Origin of the sequence: Thermosulfuriphilus ammonigenes (assembly GCF_011207455.1) — a bacterium.
Classification (GTDB): domain Bacteria; phylum Desulfobacterota; class Thermodesulfobacteria; order Thermodesulfobacteriales; family ST65; genus Thermosulfuriphilus; species Thermosulfuriphilus ammonigenes.
Genome location: NZ_CP048877.1, coordinates 195756 through 218369, shown reverse-complemented (window position 1 = coordinate 218369; position 22614 = coordinate 195756). Strand labels below are relative to the sequence as shown.

Sequence of the window (22614 nt, the reverse complement as noted above, 5' to 3'; positions counted from 1 at the left end):
CCAGATGAAGGATCGAATTCTGATTGCCAATCGGGGAGAGATAGCCATTCGTATCATGGAGGCCTGCAAACGCCTGGGGCTCGATTATGTCTGTGTTTACACCCGAGGCGATGAGGAGAGCCTCCATGTGCGTTTGGCCCAGGAAGATTCTGGAGACCGGCGTCGCATCTATCGGGTCTCAAGCTACCGAGATCCCAACGATATCTTGGCGGTGGCTGATGAAGCCCAGGCCACAGCCATTCACCCGGGCTATGGTTTCTTTGCCGAGGATTTCCGCTTTGCCCGTCGGGTTGTAAAGAGGAGTCGTCCCCTTGTCTTTATTGGCCCCCGATGGGAGGTTATCCGGGATCTGGGCAATAAGCTTAACACCAAAATGATTGCCCGGGAGCTCAATATCCCCACCATTCCTGGGACAGCCGGTCCGCTCTACAATGAGCTTCAGGCCGAGGCTGCAGCCGAGGAGATACTCTACAGCCTGGAGGATTCAGGTATCAAGAACCCCACCCTTCTGGTTAAAGCCGCCGCCGGCGGCGGGGGTATGGGAATTGAAGAAGTAAACAACATGGAGCAGTTTCGGCGCATCTGGCGGCGAGTGCGCAACTACGCCCGTCGCCAGTTCGGTGACGAAGGGGTCCTCATTGAGCTTTGCCTAAAGGACTATCATCATCTGGAGGTCCAGATTCTGGCCAGCCGGCACGGTGAATACGTCCATTTTGGCAGTCGCAACTGCACTATTCAGAGTACTGGCCGACAGAAGCGGATCGAGATTGCCCCCGGTTTTGATCCGGAATACACCAGCTATCCCTTTGACGCCCGGGCCGTACTGGATAAGATCATCTCTGACTCCCTTAAGCTGGCCAAACACGTGGGCTATGATAACATCGGCACCTGGGAATGGCTGGTTACCCGGGATGGAAACGCCTACCTGATGGAAATTAATACCCGCATTCAGGTAGAAAACGATGTCTCAGCCAAGATCTCCCGCATAGGGGGGCGGGTTCCCAATCTGGTGGAGGAGCAGATCCGTCTGGCCCTGGGAGATAAGATGGGCTATGCTCAAGAGGATATCACCTTTGAGGGAACCAGCATCGAGTTTCGTCTTATTGCCGAAGATACCAAACGAGGTTTTATCCCTTCGGCCGGGGTGATTACCAGGTTCGCCTATCCAGACTACGACTGGCTGACAATCTACAGCCATGTTCCCCGGGATCGTCCCTATCGTATTCCCACCGAGTACGATCCCAACCTGGCCCTGGCCGTGATCTGGGGGAAAGATACCACCGAGGCCAAGGCCAGAGGGCGGACTTTTTTGGCCGAAACAACCATTGAGGGGCAAGACAGCCATGGCCAACCCCTTCTGACCAACATTACCTACCTTAAAGAGCGTCTTGAGGAGATTTTAATCTTTTCATGAAGGAGCTTATCCAGAGGCTCAAAGGCCTCATCGACCGGGTAATTTATCTGGAAGACATAAAGGGCCCTAATTGGGCCGAGCTTTCTTATCTCCATCAGGAGTTTGAGCTCTTGAGGGCCCAGGTCCATGATCTCCCTCAAGAGGAACTCCAGGAGAAGGCCAACCGTCTGGAAAGCCACTTAAGTCTCCTTGAGACCAAAGCTGCTGAAGACCTCACCCCCTGGGAGATCGTCAAGATTGTCCGCAATCCTCAGCGGTTTACCCTTCAGGACATTCTGGAAAACGTCTATGACCACTACACCGAGCTGGGAGGAGAGAACGAAATTAATATCGATCCTGCGGTGGTAGTGGCCCGAGCGACTATAACCCGGGTGGTCAAAGGAAGGGTCTATAACCATCAGGTTATGGTTATTGGCCACGAGAAGGGTCAGGGAGAAGAGTATCGCAACGGTGGGTGTGCCAAACCCTGGGGTAATGAGAAGGCCCTCCGTTACATGAAGGTGGCCGAGACCGAGGGGATTCCCATACATTTTTATATCTTTACCCCGGGCTCTTACCCCATTGAGGATTACCCGGGAGCTGCACAGCAGATTGCCCGCAATCTTTATTCGATGGCCAAACTCAGGGTTCCCATGGTTTCCTTCATCTCTGAAGGGGGTTCCGGAGGGGCAGAGGCTATTGGGCTTACAGATCTAAGGCTTATGGCCAGTCGGGGCTACTACTCGGTTATCTCCCCTGAAGGGGCGGCGGCGATTGAGGCCAAACTCAAAGAGGGGCAGAAGGCTTCCCCTGAGCTTCTAGAATGGTGTGCCCGTCAGCTAAAGCTGACGGCTGAAGATAACCTCAAGCTGGGGACAATAGACCGTATCGTTCCCGAACCTCCCTTGGGGGCCAAGAGGGATGATTTTCGTTTCTTTAAACGCCTGCGCTACGAGATTATTAGGGCCACCGATGAGGTGGTCTTAAAGACCAAGAGCTTCAAGGCCTTTAGGGCCTATGCCCTGGAGCGCAAAAAGGAAGAGGCCGATCCCCCAGAGGAGTTTGACGTTCATATTTCCTGGGAACTTTCGGAGACCGAGGTCGAGAGACTTCTCGATTTAAGATCCAAAAAATACCGTCAGATGGCCACCTGGGCCTACCGTGAGGGAGACTCCTCACTTAAGAAGTGCATGGAATCTTTCCGGGACAAGGCCAGTCAGATCTACTATGAAATTCGCTACGGCATCCTTAAAACCCACCAGAAGCAGGTCCAGAAGATCTTGGAGGACGTCTCCAGCGAGGCCACGGCCCTTTTGTCTCAAGTAACCGAGCCTATCCAGGCTGTCTATGACGTCATCGCCGGATCGAGGCGCCCCAGCAAGATAAAGATCATCGAACCAGAGCTCCGGGAAGAATGGGGTGAGCTTTACGTCTCCCCCATCGCCCTGGAGGACCGGACGGTCTCCTGCCCCAATGCCGCCAAGTATGGTTGCCAGGACATTTGGGTGCCAGACCTCTATGGGGAATTCTGCGGTGTCTGTCCCAACTGTGGGCACCATTTTCCTCTGGAATACGACTGGTATATCCGCAACCTCTTTGATCCCGGGTCTGTTAGGGAATTTAATCAGGACGTGGCCTCCACTAACCCCCTGGGTTATGAGGGGTTTGACAAAAAACTTGAGCAGAGTGTCAAACGCACCGGCCGCTTCTCAGGGATGTTAACCTTCCACGCCCAGATAAACCGGCTTTCGCTGATTGTGGCTATGCTCATCGCCGATTTTCGCCAGGGTACGGTAGGAGCTGCCGAAGGGGAGAAGTTTGTCCGGGCTATTGATAAGGCCCGGGTTATGCGCCGGCCCTTTTTGGCCTATATTCATACCACCGGTGGCATAAGGATCCACGAGGGGACCATCGGGGTGGTTCAGATGCCCAAGTGTACCATGGCTGTAAGGGAGTATGTAGATGCCGGGGGGCTCTATATCGTTGTCTATGACAACAACTCATATGCCGGACCGGTAGCCAGTTTTCTGGGGGCCGCTCCTTACCAGTTTGCCATTCGGAGCTCCCGGATAGGTTTTGCCGGCCCCAGGGTCATCCGGGAGACCACCGGAGAGGACGTCCCTCCAGACTATCATAGTGCCACCAACGCCCTCAGACGAGGACACATCCAGGGCATCTGGGACAGACGGGAGTTTCGTAAGAATCTCTATGATGCCCTGGTTCGTATGGGAGGCAAAAACCTTTACTATCGGTAGAGATGAAAGATCTTGAAATAAACCGCATCCTGGAGAGATATCGGGCCCGTCCCTATGAGATCTATCGGGTGGAGACTCCCCATACCGGGAGAATAAACCGCCTTCTGGTGGCCGAGGGTCAGCAGGTCTTTGGCCCTGCGGGCCGCTGGGGTGAACGGCCTGGCACTCCTTTATTTGAGCTGGAGAGAGAAAGAAACGTCAAGGTTATTCGGGCCCAGGTAGAGGGTACGGTGACCAATCTCCGTCAGGACCTTGAAGGCCAGTTTGTAGAGGCCAATGAATATGTCCTTTCCATCAAGCATCCCCTCTCCCGGGAGGAGGTCATTGACCTTGTCCTTAAGGAGGTGCTCTATATCATTACCGCCCCGGAGAGGGCCAAATACTACTTCACCTCAGAGATCGCCCAGGCCCTGGAGAAGGGACGGGCCAATGTCTCCCCGGGGGATGAGATCCTTCTTATGTCTTTTATGAAGCGGGAGACCCCCATCGTCTATCAGGGGGAGCCGGGGGTTATCTTTAAAGTTTATTTCACCATCAACCAGATCGTCGAACAGGGTGAACCCCTTCTGGGTATCGCCCCTGAGGATCAGTTGCCCTACATTGACAAGATTATCAGCCGCATCCGATCTGAGTGGGGTTAAAGAGCTTCTCCGGCAGGTCCGGGATCAAGAGCTCTACCGGCGTCAGAGACAGTTTGGGGCAGCGGCTTCCAGAATCATGGCCCGGGGCCAGGAAATTGGGCGTAAGATCCTTTACTGGGAGGAGGTTCCCCGGGCTATGGATCTGGCTCGCCAGGCAGTGCGGGAGGCGGCCGAAGCCGGAGAGGCCTTTCCCTCAGGAGTGGTCTTCTGGGCCGGCTCTCTTACCCGAGCCCGGGGGCGTTTCCGTCGGGCCTGGGTAGCCCCTCATGGAGGGCTCTGGCTGGCCCTAGTCCTTTATCCGGATCTTGCCCCTGAACTCTTTGGTCTGGTGAGTCTGGCCTGCGGCGTGGCCCTGACCGAACTGGCCCGAGACTACCGGCTTATGGCCACTGTTCGCTGGGTGAACGACTGTCTGGTGGGAGAGAAGAAACTGGCCGGTTGTCTTATCGAGGAGTGCCCGACCGAAGAAGGAAGCTATCTCATTCTGGGGCTGGGTATAAACGTCAACAACTCCCTGCCAGCCTGGCTGGCCTCAGAGGCTACCAGCTTCAGGGAAATTTTGCAGTGTAGGGTGGATCTTAAGGAGCTTTTGGCCCGGCTCCTGGCCAAACTCTCCTGGAACATTGGGCTGGCGCGGGAATATCAGGCTCAACTAGAACAGGAAGACCACCCCTGTTCTCCCTTGATAGATTCTTTCAAGCGTTTGACCAGCAGTCTGGGCCGTCGGGTGATATATGGAGAAAACGTCCTTGAGGCCCCTCTTTTTGAGGGAGTTACCTGCGATATTGATCCCCTGGGGGCCCTCATCTTGGAACTCGATGACGGTACCCGCCTGTCCCTTCCCTCTGGCGAGATCAGATACATAGATTAAGGCTGGTTGAGCATGGGGAAGGCTCCCTTTAGCCCCTCGATGACCATCTGAACGGCGATTACGGCCAGGATGAGCCCCATCAGCCGGGTCATCACCCCGATAAGCGAACCGCCCAGTTTTTCCAGGACCTTTTCGGCGTACAAAAAAGACAAATAAGTCAGCAGACAGACCACAAAAAAGGCCGCAATTACCAACCCTATTTTGGTAGCGTCAGTGTGGTTGCCCACGTAAGACATGGCGGTAGTAATGGTGCCAGGTCCGGCCAGAATCGGGGTGCCCAGAGGGGTGATGGCTACATCTTCACTGCTGTCTTCCGGTCTTTCCTCAGCCGCGGGATGATGCTGGCGGGATCTTTTGCCCCGCAAAAGGTGATAGGCGATGAGAAAAACCAGAATGCCCCCGGCAATCCGGAAGGCGGCCAGAGTGATGCCAAATAGACGGAAGATAACATTTCCGGCCAAGGCGAAGAGGACCACAATAAAAAAAGCCACGGTGACTGCCCGACGAGCCACTTCCCGCTGAGCCTTCTCCTCCAGCCCCTCTACCAGACCGAGAAAGATAGGCGTGTTGCCTATGGGATTCATGATGGCCAGAAAGGCCATCAGCACCTGAAGGACAAAACCCACCATGGGCTACCTCCTTATTAAGGACATTAAGGCTCCTGAACCCCGGTCAATGATTAATTTGTTTTCAAAAACGGGAGCGGTGATGAAGGTTCTAATTGCCGGGGCCGGTAAAGTAACCAGAGAGATCTTAAGGCGCCTGGGGGAGACCTGGCAGGTCACCCTGGTGGATATTACCCCGGACAGACTTCTTCATCTAGAGAAAGATTTCCCCCAGGTGGTGAAAACCGTACTGGGAGATGCCTCCAGCTCTCTGGTCCTCCGGGAGGCTGGCCTTACGGAGAGTCATTTTGTGGTGGCGGCTACCAACAGAGATGATGTCAATCTGGAAGTCTGTCGTCAGGCCAGGGAGAGGGGTCCGGAAAATATTGTGGCTATGGTTAATGACAGTTCCAACCTCCCCGCCTTCGAGGACTTGGGGGTAAGGGTGGTTTGCTGGAGCTATCTGGCCGCCCGGGAAATTCAACTCTACCTGGAAAGCCCCAATCTTTTGGTGACTACTGTTGGTCAAGGAAAGGGTGAGGTCTTAGAGATCAAGGTGCCTCCCACAGCCCCGGTGGTGGGGCGGAGAGTGCGGGAGCTTTCGGCCAGAAACTGGCTTGTGGCGGCCATTTACCGGGGCGGCGAACTCATAATTCCTCATGGAGATACGGTTATTGAGGCCGGTGATCGGGCGGTCTTTATCGGACACTCCGATCTTTATCGAGCCATTGCCCAGCTTTTCTCTCACCGGGAGCCGGCCTTTCCTCTCCTCTATGGCCAGAAGCTCTTGGTAGTCTTAAGGGGTAAGGGAGAACTTTCTCTGCTCAAAGAGGCCACCTATCTCCTGAAAAATACCCGGGCCCAGGTCGTGGCCCTTCTTATGCTTAAAGAGACCCAAAGAGAGTTTGATCTTGAGATTCGAAACTTGCTGGGGGCCACGGAATATGAGGTCCTCACCTTAGAGGGCGACCTGGTCGAGGAGCTGGCCCGGTTAAGTGTCCGACAAAGCATTGGTTCGGTCCTCCTCTGGCCCCCAGCCAAGGGACTCTGGAGTCGTATCCTTGGCCCCTGGGCCATTATTCCTTTAGCCCATCAGCTTGCCTGTCCTCTTTGGGTCTGTCGCCAGAGCCATCCCTATCACCGGATTCTAATCCCCTATAACGCAACCTCCAGGGCCTCTTTGGCCCTGGAGTTAGCCATTGATCTTGCCTGCCAGCTCAAGGCCGAAGTTTCGGTGGTTACCGTAGCTGAACCAACCTTTATCGCCGGACCGGAATCCCGCCGTTGGGCCAAAGAGGCCCTGGATAGGGCCCAGGAGACGGCCAGGATCCTTCAGTTCGCCATAGATGTCATCCTTCTTGAGGGAAATCCGGTAAAAGAGGTGGTCCGTCTGGCCCGGGACTTTGATCTCCTGGTGCTGGGAAGCAGCACCAGGGAGGTTCCGTTTTTGAGGCCCCACATCGGTGAGGCCATTGTTCGCCGATCTCCGATCACAACCGTGGTGGTTACCTCTTAGGTGATGGACGGATTGTCAACTCATCTTTCCTTGATGATCATCACTACGGCCGTGGCCATTCTGCCCGGCATAGCTCAGCGCCTTAAAATACCCTCGGCTGTCTTGGAGATTCTCTTTGGGCTCCTTATTGGCGGCGGCCTCCTTGGCCTGGAGATAGGAGGGCACTGGTTGCCCTTTTTGGCAGAACTGGGCTTTCTGATGCTTATGTTTTTGGCCGGAGCCGAGGTGGATTTTTGGGCCCTCAAGCGGGAGTCGGCCCGCGGAATTCTTCTCTACCTATCTGTTTTTGGGGTCACTCTTTCTTTGGCCCTGGCCGCCGCAATTATCTTCGGCTGGAGCCTTTTCTTGGGGCTTTCCCTGGCTACCTCCTCTCTGGCGGTGGTTCTCTCCTGCCTTAAAGACAGGGGGATTGTCCGGAGCCCTCTGGGGCAGAGTATTCTTGTCTCGGCCACCCTGGGAGATTTTTTAACCTTTTTCTCCATTACCCTCTATATTCTGGTAGTCCGTTATGGGGCTACCTTAAGGCTTCTGGCTCCCCTGGCCGTTTTCGGTTTCTTTGGACTGATGCTCTGGAGTATCAAGCAATGGGTATGGTGGAATCCAGATAAGGCGGCCCTTCTCCTCGGCCGGACTGAGGCCAGCGAGCTTGGGGTCCGCTTCTGTCTGGCCGTGCTCTTTGTTCTGGTGGGACTCTCGCAGCTGGTAGGGCTTGAACCGGTGCTGGGAGCCTTTCTTGGCGGGACCGTTCTGAGCCTCATCTTCAGGGAAAGGCGACTTTTGGAGGAAAAAATCTCGGCCCTGGCCTATGGCTTTCTGACGCCCTTCTTTTTCATCCATATAGGGGCCGAGGTGGACCTTAAGGGCCTTCTCCACCGAGAGGCCCTTTTGGCCTTTGTCGGGCTGTGGTTCATTTCTTTCCTGGTCAAGCTTATCCCCGCCCAGCTCTTAAGGCTAAAGGGCTTTGGTCTCAGGGAGGTAGCGGCCGCTGGAGTTTTGCTCTCGGCCCGTCTGAGTCTTCTAATTGCGGCTGCAACCATCGGGGTTAAAGAAGGCCTTATCCCAGGCGAGACCAGAGACGCCCTGGTGCTTTTGGCCCTGGTTTCGTCTTTCTTATCCCCTGCCCTCTTCCGCAGATTGCTGAACAGAGGCCGGTTGCAGGAGCTCGTTAAGGGCCATTAGCAAGGTCCTCAAGGGATAGGGCTTTTGGAGAAAACGGATTCTCTGATCTCCCTTGACCTTGGGGACTTCCTGTTCGGTATAGCCAGTGGTTACCAGCACTTTAAGATCGGATTTGATGGCCAGGAGAGACTCGGCCAGATCAAGACCTGTTCCATCTGGCAGAACCACATCGGTAAAAAGTAAGTGGATATCTTTTCCATGACGCTGAAAGATATCCCAGGCCTCCTTAACCAAAGAGGCCGTAAAGACCGTGAACCCCCGTTCTCTCAAGAAGTCGGCAGCCATCTCCCGAACCATATCTTCGTCTTCCACCAGAAGGACTCCCTCCCCTTGAGCCCTTAAATCCGGAAGAGCCCCCTCGTCTTCGGCCTCAACTCTGGCTGAAGCCCTGGTTGCCGGAAGATAAATCTCAAAACTTGAACCCTCGCCCGGTTTGCTGTTGACATTGAGCCAGCCCCCATGTTGTTTGACAATTCCATAGACTACCGAAAGCCCCAGACCAGTCCCCCGGCCTTCCTCCTTGGTGGTGAAAAAAGGTTCAAAGATATGTTCGAGGACCTCTCGATCCATGCCGATACCGGTATCTTCGATTACCAGCCGGACACATCTTCCCTGCCGGGCCTCGGGATGCAGTCGAGGGCTGCCGGGGGTAAGAAGGAGGTTTTCTGTCTTGATGGTGAGAACCCCTCCGTGGGGCATGGCATCTCGGGCATTGACCACCAGGTTCATAATGACCTGCTCCAGGGAGGCCGTATCCCCCCTAATGGGCCACAGCTCGGCCTCCAGCTGAAGATCCACCTTGATGTTTTCTCCAATCAGACGCCGAAATATCTGGGAGAGTTCGTGGATGATGCGATTCAGGTTAAGGGGCCTGAACTCCAGGGACTGCTTTTTGGTAAAAAGCAAAAGTTGCTTGATGAGGCTGGCTGCCCGATGACAGGCCTCTCTCATCTGCTGGAGATGACGATAAACGGGTGAATTGGGGTCTGTTTTCATTAAGGCCAATTCATTGTATCCCTGAATGGCCATAAGGAGGTTATTGAAGTCGTGGGCAATACCACCGGCCAGGGTCCCGATGGCTTCCATTTTTTGGGCCTGGAGGAGCTGGGCCTGAAGACGTTTGCGTTCTTCCTCCATCTCCTTTTCTCGGGTGATGTCTCGGAAGATACCCCGGATATATTCTGGACCTTTGGGGCCCATCTTGACATTGAGGTTGCCAAGAAGCTCTAGCGAGCGTCCAGATTTGCTGATCACCGGCAGGGAGAGTTGATCCACGGCCTCTCCCTTAAGAAGGCGCCTTAAGACGCTTTTAAAGAGAAGCCTGGCCTCCGGATGGATGACCTCAAGGATGGAGAGCCCCTTAAGCTCTTGCTGGGAATACTCAAGGGCCTCCCGGCCGGCCCGGTTGACATAGATAAAACGCCCCTCAGGGCTTAGGCTGATGATGAGATCGGTGGCTCGCTCCAGTAAGTCGCTGTAGCGTTCTTCGGCCTCCTTTAAGGCCTGTTCTGTTCTTTTCTGGGTGGTGATGTCGGTAGCAATGTGGATTATTTTGCTGATCTGGCCTTTTTCATCAAAAAGGGGGGTGCAGGAGATAATATAGAAGCGATCGCCGACCTTCATCTCGGCGGTGACGGTCTCGGCTGTGCCTGAGGAAAGAAGCCTGTGCACCGGGCATCCGGGCCGGGGAGCCTGGCTACCGTAGAAGACTTGGTAGCAGTGATGTCCGATGATCTTCTCCGGGCCGCCGGCCTTTTCGATAGCGGCCCGATTGGCCACCAGAATGTTGAAGTTGGGGTCAATGACCACCGCCGGCTGGCCGATAGCCTGAAAGATGGCCTCCCACTCCCTCCGGGCCTTAAGGAGCTCCTCTTCGGTCTTCCAGCGGCGCCGGACTTCTTTGGCCCGGACCAAGGCCGACTGGACAGCGGCTGGCAGACGAACAAACTGTCGGGACGATTTCAGTATGTAATCGTCCAGGCCGGCCTTCATGGCCGAGACGGCAATCTCCTCACTCCCGGTGGCCGTAAACATGATCACCGGCACGAGAGGATAACGTTCCTTCACCGTTTTAAGGACCTTAATCCCGTTGGTCCAGCGAAGTTGGTAATCGGTGATGACAAGGTCAAAACCACCTTCGTCCATGATCTTGGCTAGCTGGCCTTCGTCTATGGGCTCCAAGAATTGGACCTCTTCAAAGGCCTTGGTTAGGGCCCTTTTGGCCAGCAGGCGATCATCTGGGCTGTCGTCTAGGAGAAGTATTCTCAGTTTCTTAATCTTTTCCATGCTACTCAGGGGGAGTTAAGGTGGGTTTCTGATTAAGTATCAGCCAGTAAAGCCCTAAGGTCTTGACCATCTCGATCAGGGCCTCAAAGGCCACCGGTTTTACCAAATATGAATTGGCCCCTAAATCATAAGCTCGGTTGATATCAGGGGTATCTTTAGAAGAGGTCAAGACCACTACCGGAAGCCTGCGGAGTACTTCCTGGGCCCGGATCCAGGCCAGGACATCAAAGCCCGACTTACGGGGCATCTTGAGATCCAGGAGAACGAGCATAGGCAGGGGGTAGAGACTTCGATCGTGGTAGGGTTCAGATCCGGCAAGATAGGCTATAGCCTCTTCTCCGTCCTGGGCCACCTGAATAGGATTGGCGATTCTAGCCCGATCAAAGGCCCTTTTGATGAGGATGACGTCATTGGGATCATCTTCTACCAGGAGAATGAGGGAAGAAGGAATCATCGAGACTCTCCTTTCTTTAACTCGATCCAAAACTTACTTCCCTTCCCGGGCCAGGAGACCACCCCGGTTCGGCCACCGAGGCGATCCACCCCCTTTTTAACGATGGCCAGGCCAATTCCAGTGCCCGGATAGCTCTCCACTCCGTGGAGGCGTTCAAAGATACGGAATATCTGCTCCTGATACTCAGGGGCGATTCCGATGCCGTTGTCCTCCACCCAGATTTTAAGTCTTTCTCCTAAGTCTTCGGTGCGGATAGTGACCTCCGGCGGCACTTCCGGGGGGACAAATTTCAGGGCGTTGCTCAGAAGGTTGCTAAATATCTGAACGAGCACTGACGGTTGTCCCAGGACTAGCCCCAGAGGGCGTCTGACCTCGACCTTGGCTTTAGAGGTCTCGATTTCTCCGGCCAGCTGGGCCAGAACCTGATCGATGACGTCGTCAAGATTAACCTTCCGGGGCCTTATCTCCTGACGAAGAAGACGGCTGTAATCCAAAAGATCCTGGATGAGGTTGTCCATGGTCTCGGCCGCGGCCACAATCCGGCGGGCGTAATCCTGGCCGGTAGAGTCAAGCAGATGACCGTAGTCTTCAAGGAGGGCCTGGGCAAAGCCCTCCATGGCCCTCAGAGGAGCCCGAAGGTCGTGAGAGACGGAGTAAGCAAAGGCCTCAAGCTCCTTGTTGGCCTCCCGGAGCCTTTGGGCCGTCTCTCGTAGGCTTTTCGTTCTTTCGGCCACCTTTTGCTCCAGCTCCTTAGCGTGGCGACGGATCTGTTCGTTGAGCTCGGCCTGCTGAAAGGCGATGGCCAAAATATCAGCCACCTCCCGGGCGATCTCTAGGCTCTCAGAGGCCAAAAATCCCGGTTTCTCTGAACTCAGATGAAGCAGACCGATGGGCCTTTCGGCTACATAGAGGGGAATGTTGACATAGGAACGAACCCCTTCGTCCCTAAGCCTTGCTTCAAAAGCAGAAAGGGGGTTGTGGTCTTTAAGGTCGTTGACCATCTTAAACCGAGTCAGGGACTTTAGGTCTTCTTCTGCCAGGGGGAGAGAAGCCATCCAGTCCCTGTCTGGTTCGGGTTTGCCGCAGGTGTGAATAGTCAGGCCCCGGATTGTCCCTTCTCGGGGCAGATGAAAGAGGGCCCCCTTCTGGGCTGAAGTTAGTTGGCAGACCCTTGGAAGGGCTACCTGAGCGATATCTTCCAGAGAACGGGCCTCCAGGATCAACCTTTCTATCTGGTGGAGGACCTCCAGTCTCTGGGCGTGGGCCTCAAGGGCCCCTCGGGCCCCTTCTCGCTCGATGGCCTCGGCCAGGATATTGGCTATGGCCTGAAAGAAGCTTACATCATCGGGGCTGAAAGACTTGGGGCGGCGGCAATGGACTCCGAGGACACCGTAGGGTTTGTCCACAGGGCCAATGATGACGCTTATGCCGCTTCGGACCTTATGGTCTATGAGGAGCTGAGGGGGCTTAAAGCGTCTCTCCTGCTTAAAATCCTCAACCACTACCGGGCCCTTAGAGATCAGGGTATAGCCGGCCTGGGAACCGATATCCGCTGGCACCCGGGCCCGGCCCACCAGGCCATCTTTCCAGCCAAGGCCACAGCGAAGGAGAAGTTCCTGGCCGTCGGGCAGAAGTTCAAGAACCTTGGCGTAATCCACCTCGATGATCTCCAGCAGGGTCTTGAGGGCTTCCAGAAAAAGGGTGTCAAGGTCCCTGATCCTTAAGGCCAGTTGACCAAGGGCGGCCACGGCCTTCTGCTGTCGAGTTTGGATCTCTAAAATCCGGCGGGCCCTTTTCTGCTCAGCCCGGGCCCTGAGAGACAGGATTCCGTGGGCCAGATTTCGAGCTAAACTTTCAAGGAGGTGAACTTCTTCTTCATCAAAGGCCTGGGGGTCGGCGGCATAGACGTTCAGGGCCCCCAAGATCTGACCGTTTCCTACCAGAGGCAGGGCCACCGAGGAGGCGTATCCCCGCTTTTGGGCCTCTTTTCTCCAGGGCGTATAAAGAGGGTTGGAGAGAATATCCTGATTTACTACCGGTCGGCCCTGGCGGATGGCCTCTCCAGTAGGCCCCCGGCCGTAAGGGTTTTCCCCCCAGGAGATCCACACTGATTCCAGGTAGCCTTCCTCATAGCCGGCCTGAGCTACGGGCTGAACAGTCTTGTTGGGATCATCCTGCTTGTAACCTACCCAGGCCAGACGGTATCCGCCCTCCTCCACCAGGAGACGACAGACCTCCTTGAGGAGCCAACTCTCTTCTCGGGCCTTGATAACGGCTTGGTTGCAGAGATTAAGGACCCTTAAGGCCCGGTTGCTTCTCTGGAGCCTGTGCTGGATCTGGACCTTTTCGGTCACGTCCACTAAGGCCCCAAGGATGGCCGGCCGGCCGGAGTAGTCTATTCGGCGGCTGAAGACCTCCACATAGACCACCTGGCCATCTTTGCGGAGCCCCCGAACAGTGTAGCGGACAGCCTCCATTTTGCCCTCCAGTCGGGCCCGGATCATCTTTTCCACCAGAGGCCGATCATCAGGGTGGACGAGATCAAGGGGCCTTAAGTGGCCAAGGATCTCCTCTTCGGGGTACCCGGTAATGGTACTCATGGCCCGATTGACATAGAGATAACGCTGGCCATCAAAAAGGTATATCCCCACCAAGGATTGGTCGGTAAGGGCGGCAAACATCTGCTGGGTTTCTTGAAGTCTTGTTATCCAGCGGGCCAAATGAAGAAAGCGTCTTAGACGATAGATCAGTTTCTCTGAGTCCTCATTGAGGAAGAAAATCTCTGAGATAAGCCCAGAAGGGGGGCTCTTCCTCTGCTGGTCGCTAAAGAGGGCCACTAGGGGAAGCTTAGCCCTCCTCTCCTTAAAGAAGGATTCCACCAGAGGGAGGTGGTCATCATCTACGAAAAGCAAATCAAGCCCGGCTGGGATGGAGCCTGGGTCTAAAAAAAGAGGACTTAGACCCAAGCTTGAGATCTCCGTGAGAATTCCTTCGAGCCGGGTCGGCCTTTTAAAGAGAATACCGATTTTCATGGAGGTTAGTCCTTTAGGATCCACGAAAAGACGACCGCTTTCTAATATCAGAGCAAAATTAAGACCTTGGCCGAAAAAGGTCAATCATTTGCTATTTTTTTAATTTTTTGTTACCAATAAGTTACATCTTTTGATTTTCTTAAATTGTTTGCCCGGCTCTCTAAGGTTAGCTGTTTTAAGCTAAGTCATAAAGATAGAGTTCTTTTTAGTTTTCTTAGTGGTATTCCCTAGGTCCTTTCCTGCTACCCTCAGCCATAATCACTAAATGCTTTTTCTAACTGTAATTAATCAATTGATTGGTTTTGGTAAACAATCTTAATCTATTTAAGATTTATTGTGCCTAAATGTGTATATTAATCTTCTTCTTTTTAAGACCGATATAGCAATCTGTGTGGAGCCTTTAGACAGATTTGGATTAATTAGTTGTTTAACTAATTAACTATTTACCATTTGGTTTAGTTAATTATTAAGTTTAAAAAATAAAAGATATAATTTTCACAAATTCTTAGCTTTAAGGAGGTTTTTTATGAGTAGTAGCAAGATGAACGTTTTTAAGAAACTTCTTGAGAATTTTAAGATTAAATACACTCTAGCCGGACTAATCTTATATTTTTCTTTGATGCTGGTCTTGGTTGGGGCCCTGGCAGTTTCAAGCACCCGTTCCATGAATCGCACCGTGACCACCATTGTTCAGGGAAATATTCCTCTTATGGCCCTTATGACCGGGATCGAGAGCCTCCTGGCCAATCAGAAAGTCCAGACCGGTCTGACCACCGCTGATACCAGCGGTGCCGTTTTTTTCGAAAACTCCCGCCAGATTCGCCGCCTGCTCGATGAGACCGAGGGGCTGCTTGAGAAGTATGACCGTCTCTCGGATCTCGAAGACGGGCTTCTCCATCAGGCCAAGGGGATCGTCAAAGACTTTCGGGGCGTATACTCTCGCTATGATCAGGAGGCTCGCACCTATTTTAAGGCCCTGGGAGAAGAGGGGCAGGAAGAGGCCAGTGGTCTTAGAGAGGGCCTAAAAGAGCCGGCCTCAAGGCTTGACTCCCTGGCCACAGAGTTTAAGGCCATCGTCGAAAAGCTCAACCAGGATGCCTCTCTTCTGGCCCGCCGCCAGAATGAAAAGATCCTTAAAGATCTCATTGTCTCTCTGGGAGCCATTGTCCTTATCGGGGCCTTAGGAGGGCTGGCTGTTTTCTTTGGCATAAGCGGCAAGCTCGGTGAGGTTACCGGCCGGGTGCGGGAGGTGGCCACCGGGGAGGCCGATCTTACCAAGAGGATTCCTGTCCGGGGGAAGACCGAGCTTGACGAGCTGGCCAGCCTGGTTAACTCCTTCATCCAGCGTATTCAGGAGCTTATTAAAGAGGCCCGGGGTGCTGGAGAACGGGTGGCCGAGGAGGTGGTCCAACTGAGTAGCTTGGCCCAGCAGCTGGCCAGCACGGCTGTGGAGGGCCAGGCCCAGTCAGAAGAAGTCTCCCGGGCGGCCCAGGCCGTAGGCGAACAAGTCCAAAGCGTGGCGGCGGCCATGGAGGAGATGACAGCGACCATCTCCGAGATTTCCCAGCACACAACTTCGGCCAGTCAGAAGGCCCAGGACGCCCGAGAAGAGTCGGCCCAGGCCTTAAATGCCGTAGAAGGACTAAACAGCGCTTCCCGGAAGATCGGTGAGATAAGCAAACTCATCGGTGACATCGCCCAGCAGACAAATCTTTTGGCTTTAAATGCTACCATTGAGGCCGCCCGGGCTGGAGAGGCCGGCAAGGGCTTTGCCGTGGTCGCCGGCGAGGTCAAGGATCTGGCTCAGCAGACAGAAAAACTGGTCAAAGAGATCGAGACCGCGGTAAGCACCCTTCTTGGCCGGGTGGAGGAAGTCTCTTCTGCTACCTCCCGCAACGCCGAGGTCATTGAATCCGTTACCGAACTGGCTAACAACGTGGCCGCCGCCGTCGAGGAGCAAACAGCGGTAGTCAATGAGGTCAGCCGGAACGCCCAGACCGTGGCCAGCCATGCTTCTGATCTTGTTCATCAGAGTCAGGGGATTACGGAGGCCAGCTCTCAGACAGCCCAAGGCTCGGAGATGGCCCAGAAGACAGCTAGCCAGCTAAAGGAGCAGGCTGTAAAGCTGAGAGAAATTTTGGGTTCATTCGTTGTTTAGCTCCCCACCTGCCGGGGTCGCCTGGAGACAGGCGGCCCCTCTTTAGCCTTTAGGATGATCAGGGTCACTAAAAAGGCACTTCCCAGAAGGGCAAAATAAAAACTGTGCCTGAAGGTGTCCTGGAAGGCGTGACTTAGACTCTGAAGCCCCTGAACATGATACATCAGGGCCTTGGCCTTTTTTGTGGCCAGGGTCTCAGGAAAGAAGGCCCTGAGCCGCTGGCTCCCCTCTTCAATGAACCTGGCTAGATAAGTGGTATTCTGAAGGGCGCTTATCTCGTCATAGTGAAGGGCCCAGCGATGCTTGAGGGTATTGGTGGCAATGGCTGTGCCAAATGATCCACCGACAAAACGTAAATAATGCATGAGACTGACCCCTAGGCTGGTCTTCTCTCCCAGATTCCTCAGAGCCAAAGTGGTAAGGGGAGCAAAGAAGGTCCCCAGGGAGATGCCAAAGGGGATGGTCAGAAGGGCCGCCCTGGTGGCCGGGGTGTAGTAGTTGAGAGAAGGAACAAGAAAATAGGCGGTAAAAAGGTAAAGGGCCAGGCAGAGGCTTAGAACCTTTTCCGGACCAATCTTGTCGCTCAGAAGGCCTGAGATGGGAGAAAACATGCCGATAAAGACAGCAAAGGCCAGCATATGAAGGCCGGTCTGGAAGGTGGTCAGTTGTTTGAGGCCTTCGTAATAAAGGGGCAGAAGATAGAAGATCTGATACATGGAAAAGCCCAGAACGAAGAAATAAAACCCCATGGAAAGACCATACTCCTTTAGAGTAAAGATATAAAAATCTATCAAAGGCCTTGGTGAAAGAAGCTCGGATATGAGATAGAGAATAAGAAGTACGGCGGCCCCAAACCCCAGGTAAACAATAAGGTCGGCCTGAAACCACCCCAGTTGTTGGCCCTTGGAGAGAAGAATAAGCAGAGAGACGGTAAAGCCGGCCAGAAAAAAATAACTTATGAAATTAAACTGAAAGCCTCCCCTCCTGCCCAAGGCCGAAGGCAAAAGGGCCAGACCGGCCAGAAAGTTGAGACTGCCCACCGGCAGGTTGACATAAAAGACCCACCGCCAGGAGAGGTGTTCGGTAAGCCACCCTCCAAGGGTGGGCCCCAGGGCCGGGGCGAAGCTTACCCCGAGACTGAAGATTCCCATGGCCAGTCCCCGGCGCTCCGGGGGATAGATAGAGAGAAGAATGGTTTGGGCTGAGGCCATAATGAAGGCCTCTCCCAGGCCCTGGACCACCCGGGAGACTATCATCTCCGGGAGGCTGCCGGCCTGACCACAGAGGGCGCTAGAGACGGTGAAGGTGGCTAATCCGGTAAGAAAGAGTCTTTTGAGACCCCAGACCCGGGCCAAAGATTCGATAAGAAGAAGGCCTACGGCGGCGGCAGTCATGTAGGCGGTGATCACCCACTGGATGCCATAGAGATCCGTGGCCAAAGGGGCCATCATCTTGGGGATGACTACATCGACAATGGTGGTATCCAAAATGGCCATAAAAGCCCCGGTCATGACCACAAAGGTCAAAAGGGCTCTTAGGGCGGGAGAAATGGTCTCATAAATGGGCCTTACCCCTTGTTGGTTCATGGCTGGCGTTTGATCTCTACCTCGCCTCCAAGACCTATGCGGAGCAGCTCCACCGGACCTTTGGTGATCTTAATTTTGATGGGGATCCTCTGGGCCACCTTGGTAAACTCACCGGCAGAGATATCCCGAGGGACCAGGGCAAACTTAGCCGCCGAAGTGGGCAAGATCTCGCTGACCACCCCTTGAAAGACTTCTCTGGGAAAGGCGTCAATGGTTATTCTGGCCGGTGCCCCGATCTTGATCCCCTGGAGCTTGTTCTCTTCAAGAAGCACCAAGATGTAGACATCTCTGGGATTAACCAAGGCATACACCGGAGCCCCAGGGCGAAGCACATCTCCGGCACTGGCGTACTTTTTGGCCACCCGGCCAGAGATAGGGCTTTTAAGGCGACAGTAGGCTACCAGGCGCTGGGCCTCAAGAAGCTGGGCCCTGAGGGAGGCCAGCCTCTCATCAAGGGCCGCCAGGGCCTTCCTCCCCTCCTCTACTCGGGCCTTCTCCGCCTGGGTCAGACGGATTTTATCTTCGGCCGCCCTGATCTGGGCCAGAAGGGCCCTTTCGCGGGCCAATAGGGCCTTTCTTTCTGCCTCCTGCTGGGCCAGGCGAGTTTGGATGTCTTCAAGCCGCCGCTTTGAGACCACCCTGGCCTGATAAAGGGAGACAAAACGGTCTCTGTCTCGGGTAAGTTGCTTTACCACCGCTGAAAGGCCCTCTATCCGAGACCTTATAGCCGAGAGCCTCTCTTTTAAAGACATAAGACCGGCCCTGGCCATGGCCTCCTTGAGGGAAACCTCTTTTGTTAAGCGGTTAAGGGCAATAACCTTCTGGCTTCGCTCCTTCTCAAGGGCCTTGAGCTCCCGGCTAAGTCTCTCCACTCTGAGTTGATAGTCTTTGGGGTCGATTTCTGCCAGGATCTCTCCCTTTTTTACCGGATCTCCCTCTTCTTTGCTCAGATAAAGAAGACGTCCTGAGACCCGGTTAAACCCCAGGTTAATGATATTGTTGGTCTCCACGAAGACGGCGTTGGTCACCGCGTAATTCATTCGGTGGCGGATAAAGACAAAGGCCCAAACAAGCACCCCAATCAGGGCCGCAAAGAGGAAAAAAAGGGCCAGCCTTTGGCCATTTTGCCGGTTGAGGACCATGATTTTGCTCCACCTCGCAAAGAGACTAGGCCGCCTTAGAACTAGCGCAAAAGAGGGCTTTCTGTAAACCGCAAAAAATTCTTTACCCTACTCCATTTTCCACAAATTCAGCCCTCAGAAGTCCCCTTACCGAGTTGCCAAGAAAGATTCTCTGGGCCCGGCGAAGATCATCGGGGTAAAGGACCCTCTCCTTACAGATTCCTTTTCTTAAAAGCTCCTCTCTTAGGGTTCCCGGAAGGAGTCCCGAGGTAAGAGCCGGAGTAACCATCCCGTCCTCAAGCTCCAAAAAGAGGTTGAAAATAGTGCCCTCGGTGAGCTCCCCTCGCTCGTTGAGAAAGACCACCTCGTCAAGCCCCAGCTTCTGAAGCCTCTTCTGCCAGAGGTTAAAAAGAGGCCGGTAAGTGGTTTTATGGTAGAAAAAGGGGTCTAGGGAGTTAACCCTTTCTGGGGCCAGGGTAAAACGTAGGGGAACCGGGGGAGAATGACTAAGGGGAGAGGCCTCGAGCTGGTGACGGCCGTCTTCCTCAAGGAGGAGCCTCACCTTGAATCTTCCACGTCCAAGGGAGGTGGCCAGGGACGAGAGATCCTTGCGAATAGAGCCTTCATCAAGGGAGAACTGAAAATAGGCCGCCGAGGTCCTAAGGCGCCTTAGGTGGTTTTCGAGAAGGTAAAAACTTCCGTCTTCAAGAAGGATGGTCTCTATGAGGGCAAACTCTGGCAACCTCTCACAGAGGAAACGCCCCTTTAAGAGACACTCTTCGTATTCGGTCGGAGGATCAGAATCATAGACGATGCCGCTGCCAATTCCCATCTCCCCCCTACCCTCCCGAAGGATTACCGTTCTGATGGCCACGTTAAAGCAGGCCTCTCCTTGGGGGGAGAAGTAACCTATGGCCCCGGTATAGATTCCTCGGGGCTCTTTCTCGAGTTCGGCAATAATTTCCATGGTTCGGATCTTGGGAGCTCCGGTAACCGAACCGCAGGGAAAAAGGGCCTTAAGGACAATCTCGGGGTCAGGCCGGCCTTCGGGCTTTCCCCAGACAGTGGAGGTCATTTGATGAACGGTTCGGTAACGTTCCACCTCAAAGAGACGGGGGACATAGACACTTCCAGGCTCACAGATACGGGCGAGATCGTTTCTTATAAGATCAACGATCATCACATTTTCGGCCCGATTTTTAGGGTCAGAGGCCAGAGACTTTCTGAGAAGCTCATCCTCGGCCAAAGTCCTACCCCGAGGGGCCGTGCCTTTCATGGGCCGGGACCAGATCTCTCCAGGGACCATCCGGAAGAAAAGTTCCGGAGAGAGAGAAAGACAGTAGCCCTGTCCGTCATTAATGAGGGCGGCGTAGGCTACAGGCTGCTGGCGTCGCAGGCGGTTATAAAGGGCGAAGGGAGAGCCCCGATAGGAAAACTTAAGCTTAAAGGTGAAGTTTACCTGATAAGTGTCGCCTTGAGCGATATAATTTTTGATCTTCCTTATGCAGGAAAGGTACTCCTGCTTGCTTAGGTTGGCCTGAAGATGGTCTATTTCTACCGTTTCTTCTTTCGACCAGGGGACTTCGCCGGGGGAGATGGCTTCGGGGGCTTTAAAGACTCCCAGCCATCCTAAGTGCTCTTCTTTAGGGAGCAAGGAGTAAAGTTTCGGCTCAAGGAGATATCCCAGTTCGTATTTCAGATATCCGGCGACAAAGAGGCCTTCATTTAGGGCCTCTTTGAGGCGTCTTAGATCCTTGAGGTCTCGGAGCCAGATCTCATCTATGGGATTCGTAAAAAGGAGACTCTGGGTATTTTCGCTATCTTTTCTTGCGGTGTCGAGAAAGACAAACTTCTTCACGGAAGAGCCTAATATCATGAAGAACCCCCCGGGGAAAGGCGTCTGTGGAGTTTACCCCATTGAGGACAGCGTTTGGATGGCCAAAAACTTCTAGGCAGCAATTGCTGGCTGAGATATGATTCAAATTGAAGCAAATTAAACCAGCCAGAGGGGGTAGGATTATGGACATCGCCAAAATCAAAGTCTCAGAGGTTATGAGTCGTGGGGTGGTAACCGTAGGGCTTGAGGCCCGTCTGGAGGAGATACTTAATCAACTTTTGGAGAACAAGGTCCACGCAGTAATTGTTACCGCCAAGGATGGGGAATTTATGGGGGTTGTTAGCCATTCGGACATAATCGAGACCCTGGCCCGTCGGGGCCAGAAGATCTTCGAACTTACCGCCGAGGATATCATGTGCCCCAAACCCTATTATGTGAAAGGAGATGCTTCTCTCAAAGAGGCAGCAGTAAAGATGATTAATAATGGTGTCCATCGTCTTATTGTCTTCTCCTCTCATATGGGACGCCTTCTCCCGGTGGGGATTCTCTCGGCCATCGATATTGTCAGGGTAGTCAGCCAGTAACTTGGTAGAAATTATTCGTCTTCTTTCAGAAAGAGGGCCGGTAACCTTTGCCCAATTTATGCAGTGGGCTCTCTACCACCCTGAGGAGGGCTACTATAGCCGGCCCGGCCGGATTGGAAAGACGGGAGATTATTACACCAGCCCCCATGTCCATCCTGCCTTTGGGGCAGCCCTGGCCCTTGAAACCGAAACCCTCTGGAAGGCCCTGGGGTGTCCAGAAAATTTCACGGTGATGGAGCTGGGGGCTGGTGAGGGATATCTGGCCCGGGACTTTCTCTCTAGCCTTATCCCGGAGCTGGCCCAAACCATTACCTACGTTATTGTCGAACCTCGCCGGAAGATGATCCCTACCCAGAAGGCCCGTCTTGATGGCCCATGGCAGGTGCAATGGCTTTTGAGGCCGGAGGAGGCTGGAGAGATAACCGGTGTTATTCTCAGCAATGAAGTCTTCGATGCCCTTCCTGTCCACTTGGTGGAGAAAAGAGGCTCCGAGCTAAAGGAAGTCTATGTTTCGGCTGAGTCAGGGCGCATCTTTGAAGTCTTGGGCCCTCTTTCCTCTGAGGAGTTCTTTTCGGAGGTGGCTCAATTCTTTCCTCGTTGGCCCGAGGGATACCGTACTGAGCTTCATCCCGCCTCAAGGCAGCTTTTGACTACCCTAGCGAAAGTCCTGAAAAGGGGCCTGATTATTACCATCGACTACGGCTACCCAGAGGCCATCTACTACGCACCGTACCGGGCACGGGGAACCCTTATGAGCTACTGGAGACATCGGTTGGTGGAGGATCCTTACCAGCGGGTAGGTGAACAGGATATCACGGCCCATGTGAATTTCAGTGCCCTTAAACGCTGGGGAGAACCCCTAGGGCTTGAGCCCCTGGGATTTATTCCTCAAGGAACTTATCTGGTCTCTGTGGGGCTGGAGAAGATTCTCTCTCGCCTTCCCCCTCAGGGCCCAAAGGAGATGAACCAACTAAAACTTCTTATCTTTCCTCAAGGTCTTGGGGAAAGCCACTCTGTTTTTTTGCAGAAAAAGGGTGATTTTGCCTATCACTCTCCGGGGCTGGCTATAAGAAATCGTCTTCATCTTCTCTGAGCT

General features: G+C 53.9%; 16 protein-coding genes. 9 read left to right on the top strand and 7 right to left on the bottom strand.

The window, feature by feature from the left end:
- The first annotated feature begins 4 nt into the window (after positions 1-4).
- Genes G4V39_RS01010 through G4V39_RS00995 form a run of 4 tightly spaced genes read left to right on the top strand, consistent with a single transcriptional unit; the run spans position 5 to position 5160 of the window.
- Complete coding sequence (locus tag G4V39_RS01010; RefSeq protein ID WP_166031160.1) at positions 5-1414, top strand: ATP-binding protein; 1410 nt, start codon at positions 5-7, stop codon at positions 1412-1414.
- Positions 1411-3648 carry a carboxyl transferase domain-containing protein gene (locus tag G4V39_RS01005; RefSeq protein WP_166031159.1) on the top strand — a complete coding sequence of 746 codons (2238 nt, stop codon included), beginning with the start codon at positions 1411-1413 and terminating at the stop codon, positions 3646-3648. Before G4V39_RS01010 ends, G4V39_RS01005 begins: the two co-directional genes overlap by 4 nt.
- Positions 3649-3650: 2 nt before the next feature.
- Positions 3651-4289, top strand: coding sequence for a biotin/lipoyl attachment domain-containing protein (locus G4V39_RS01000; RefSeq protein WP_166031158.1), 639 nt, complete (start codon positions 3651-3653; stop codon positions 4287-4289).
- Positions 4249-5160: a biotin--[acetyl-CoA-carboxylase] ligase gene (locus G4V39_RS00995; protein WP_166031157.1), complete on the top strand. Its 912-nt coding sequence runs from the start codon at positions 4249-4251 to the stop codon at positions 5158-5160. The genes G4V39_RS01000 and G4V39_RS00995 overlap by 41 nt, the downstream gene beginning before the upstream one ends.
- On the opposite strand, the gene G4V39_RS00990 is transcribed toward G4V39_RS00995, so the two are convergent.
- Positions 5157-5789, bottom strand: coding sequence for a MarC family protein (locus G4V39_RS00990; RefSeq protein WP_166031156.1), 633 nt, complete (start codon positions 5787-5789; stop codon positions 5157-5159). The genes G4V39_RS00995 and G4V39_RS00990 overlap by 4 nt on opposite strands.
- A gap of 79 nt (positions 5790-5868) precedes the next feature.
- Between G4V39_RS00990 and G4V39_RS00985 the strand changes: the two genes are divergently transcribed.
- Together G4V39_RS00985 and G4V39_RS00980 are read left to right on the top strand one after the other, a co-directional pair.
- On the top strand, positions 5869-7281 hold the full coding sequence (locus G4V39_RS00985) for an NAD-binding protein (RefSeq protein WP_166031155.1): 1413 nt from the start codon (positions 5869-5871) through the stop codon (positions 7279-7281).
- Positions 7282-7314: 33 nt separating this feature from the next.
- Complete coding sequence (locus tag G4V39_RS00980) at positions 7315-8460, top strand: cation:proton antiporter (protein WP_166031154.1); 1146 nt, start codon at positions 7315-7317, stop codon at positions 8458-8460.
- Here G4V39_RS00980 and G4V39_RS00975 read toward each other — a convergent pair.
- Genes G4V39_RS00975 through G4V39_RS00965 form a run of 3 tightly spaced genes read right to left on the bottom strand, consistent with a single transcriptional unit; the run spans position 8392 to position 14112 of the window.
- The gene (locus tag G4V39_RS00975) at positions 8392-10746 is read right to left on the bottom strand and encodes a response regulator (protein WP_166031153.1); all 2355 of its coding nucleotides are present in this window, start codon (positions 10744-10746) and stop codon (positions 8392-8394) included. The genes G4V39_RS00980 and G4V39_RS00975 overlap by 69 nt on opposite strands.
- 1 nt (position 10747) lies before the next feature.
- Entirely contained in the window at positions 10748-11200 is a 453-nt protein-coding gene (locus tag G4V39_RS00970) for a response regulator (protein ID WP_166031152.1), read from the bottom strand.
- Positions 11197-14112, bottom strand: coding sequence for a GAF domain-containing protein (locus G4V39_RS00965; RefSeq protein ID WP_166031151.1), 2916 nt, complete (start codon positions 14110-14112; stop codon positions 11197-11199). Before G4V39_RS00965 ends, G4V39_RS00970 begins: the two co-directional genes overlap by 4 nt.
- Before the next feature lie 646 nt (positions 14113-14758).
- Here G4V39_RS00965 and G4V39_RS00960 point away from each other — a divergent pair.
- Positions 14759-16390 carry a methyl-accepting chemotaxis protein gene (locus G4V39_RS00960; protein ID WP_166031150.1) on the top strand — a complete coding sequence of 544 codons (1632 nt, stop codon included), beginning with the start codon at positions 14759-14761 and terminating at the stop codon, positions 16388-16390.
- Here G4V39_RS00960 and G4V39_RS00955 read toward each other — a convergent pair.
- The 3 genes from G4V39_RS00955 to pabB form a co-directional block, all read right to left on the bottom strand.
- Positions 16387-17976, bottom strand: a complete 1590-nt coding sequence (locus G4V39_RS00955; protein ID WP_166031149.1) for a DHA2 family efflux MFS transporter permease subunit — start codon at positions 17974-17976, stop codon at positions 16387-16389. The genes G4V39_RS00960 and G4V39_RS00955 overlap by 4 nt on opposite strands.
- Positions 17973-19118 (bottom strand): HlyD family secretion protein, encoded by a 1146-nt coding sequence (locus G4V39_RS00950; protein ID WP_166031148.1) that lies wholly within the window; start codon positions 19116-19118, stop codon positions 17973-17975. Before G4V39_RS00950 ends, G4V39_RS00955 begins: the two co-directional genes overlap by 4 nt.
- An 82-nt stretch (positions 19119-19200) precedes the next feature.
- Complete coding sequence (gene pabB, locus G4V39_RS00945) at positions 19201-20973, bottom strand: aminodeoxychorismate synthase component I (RefSeq protein WP_166031147.1); 1773 nt, start codon at positions 20971-20973, stop codon at positions 19201-19203.
- A gap of 143 nt (positions 20974-21116) precedes the next feature.
- On the opposite strand from pabB, the gene G4V39_RS00940 reads away from it, so the two are divergent.
- Positions 21117-21518, top strand: a complete 402-nt coding sequence (locus tag G4V39_RS00940) for a CBS domain-containing protein (RefSeq protein ID WP_166031146.1) — start codon at positions 21117-21119, stop codon at positions 21516-21518.
- A 1-nt stretch (position 21519) separates the two neighbouring features.
- Complete coding sequence (locus G4V39_RS00935; protein ID WP_166031145.1) at positions 21520-22611, top strand: class I SAM-dependent methyltransferase; 1092 nt, start codon at positions 21520-21522, stop codon at positions 22609-22611.
- Positions 22612-22614 lie beyond the last annotated feature (3 nt).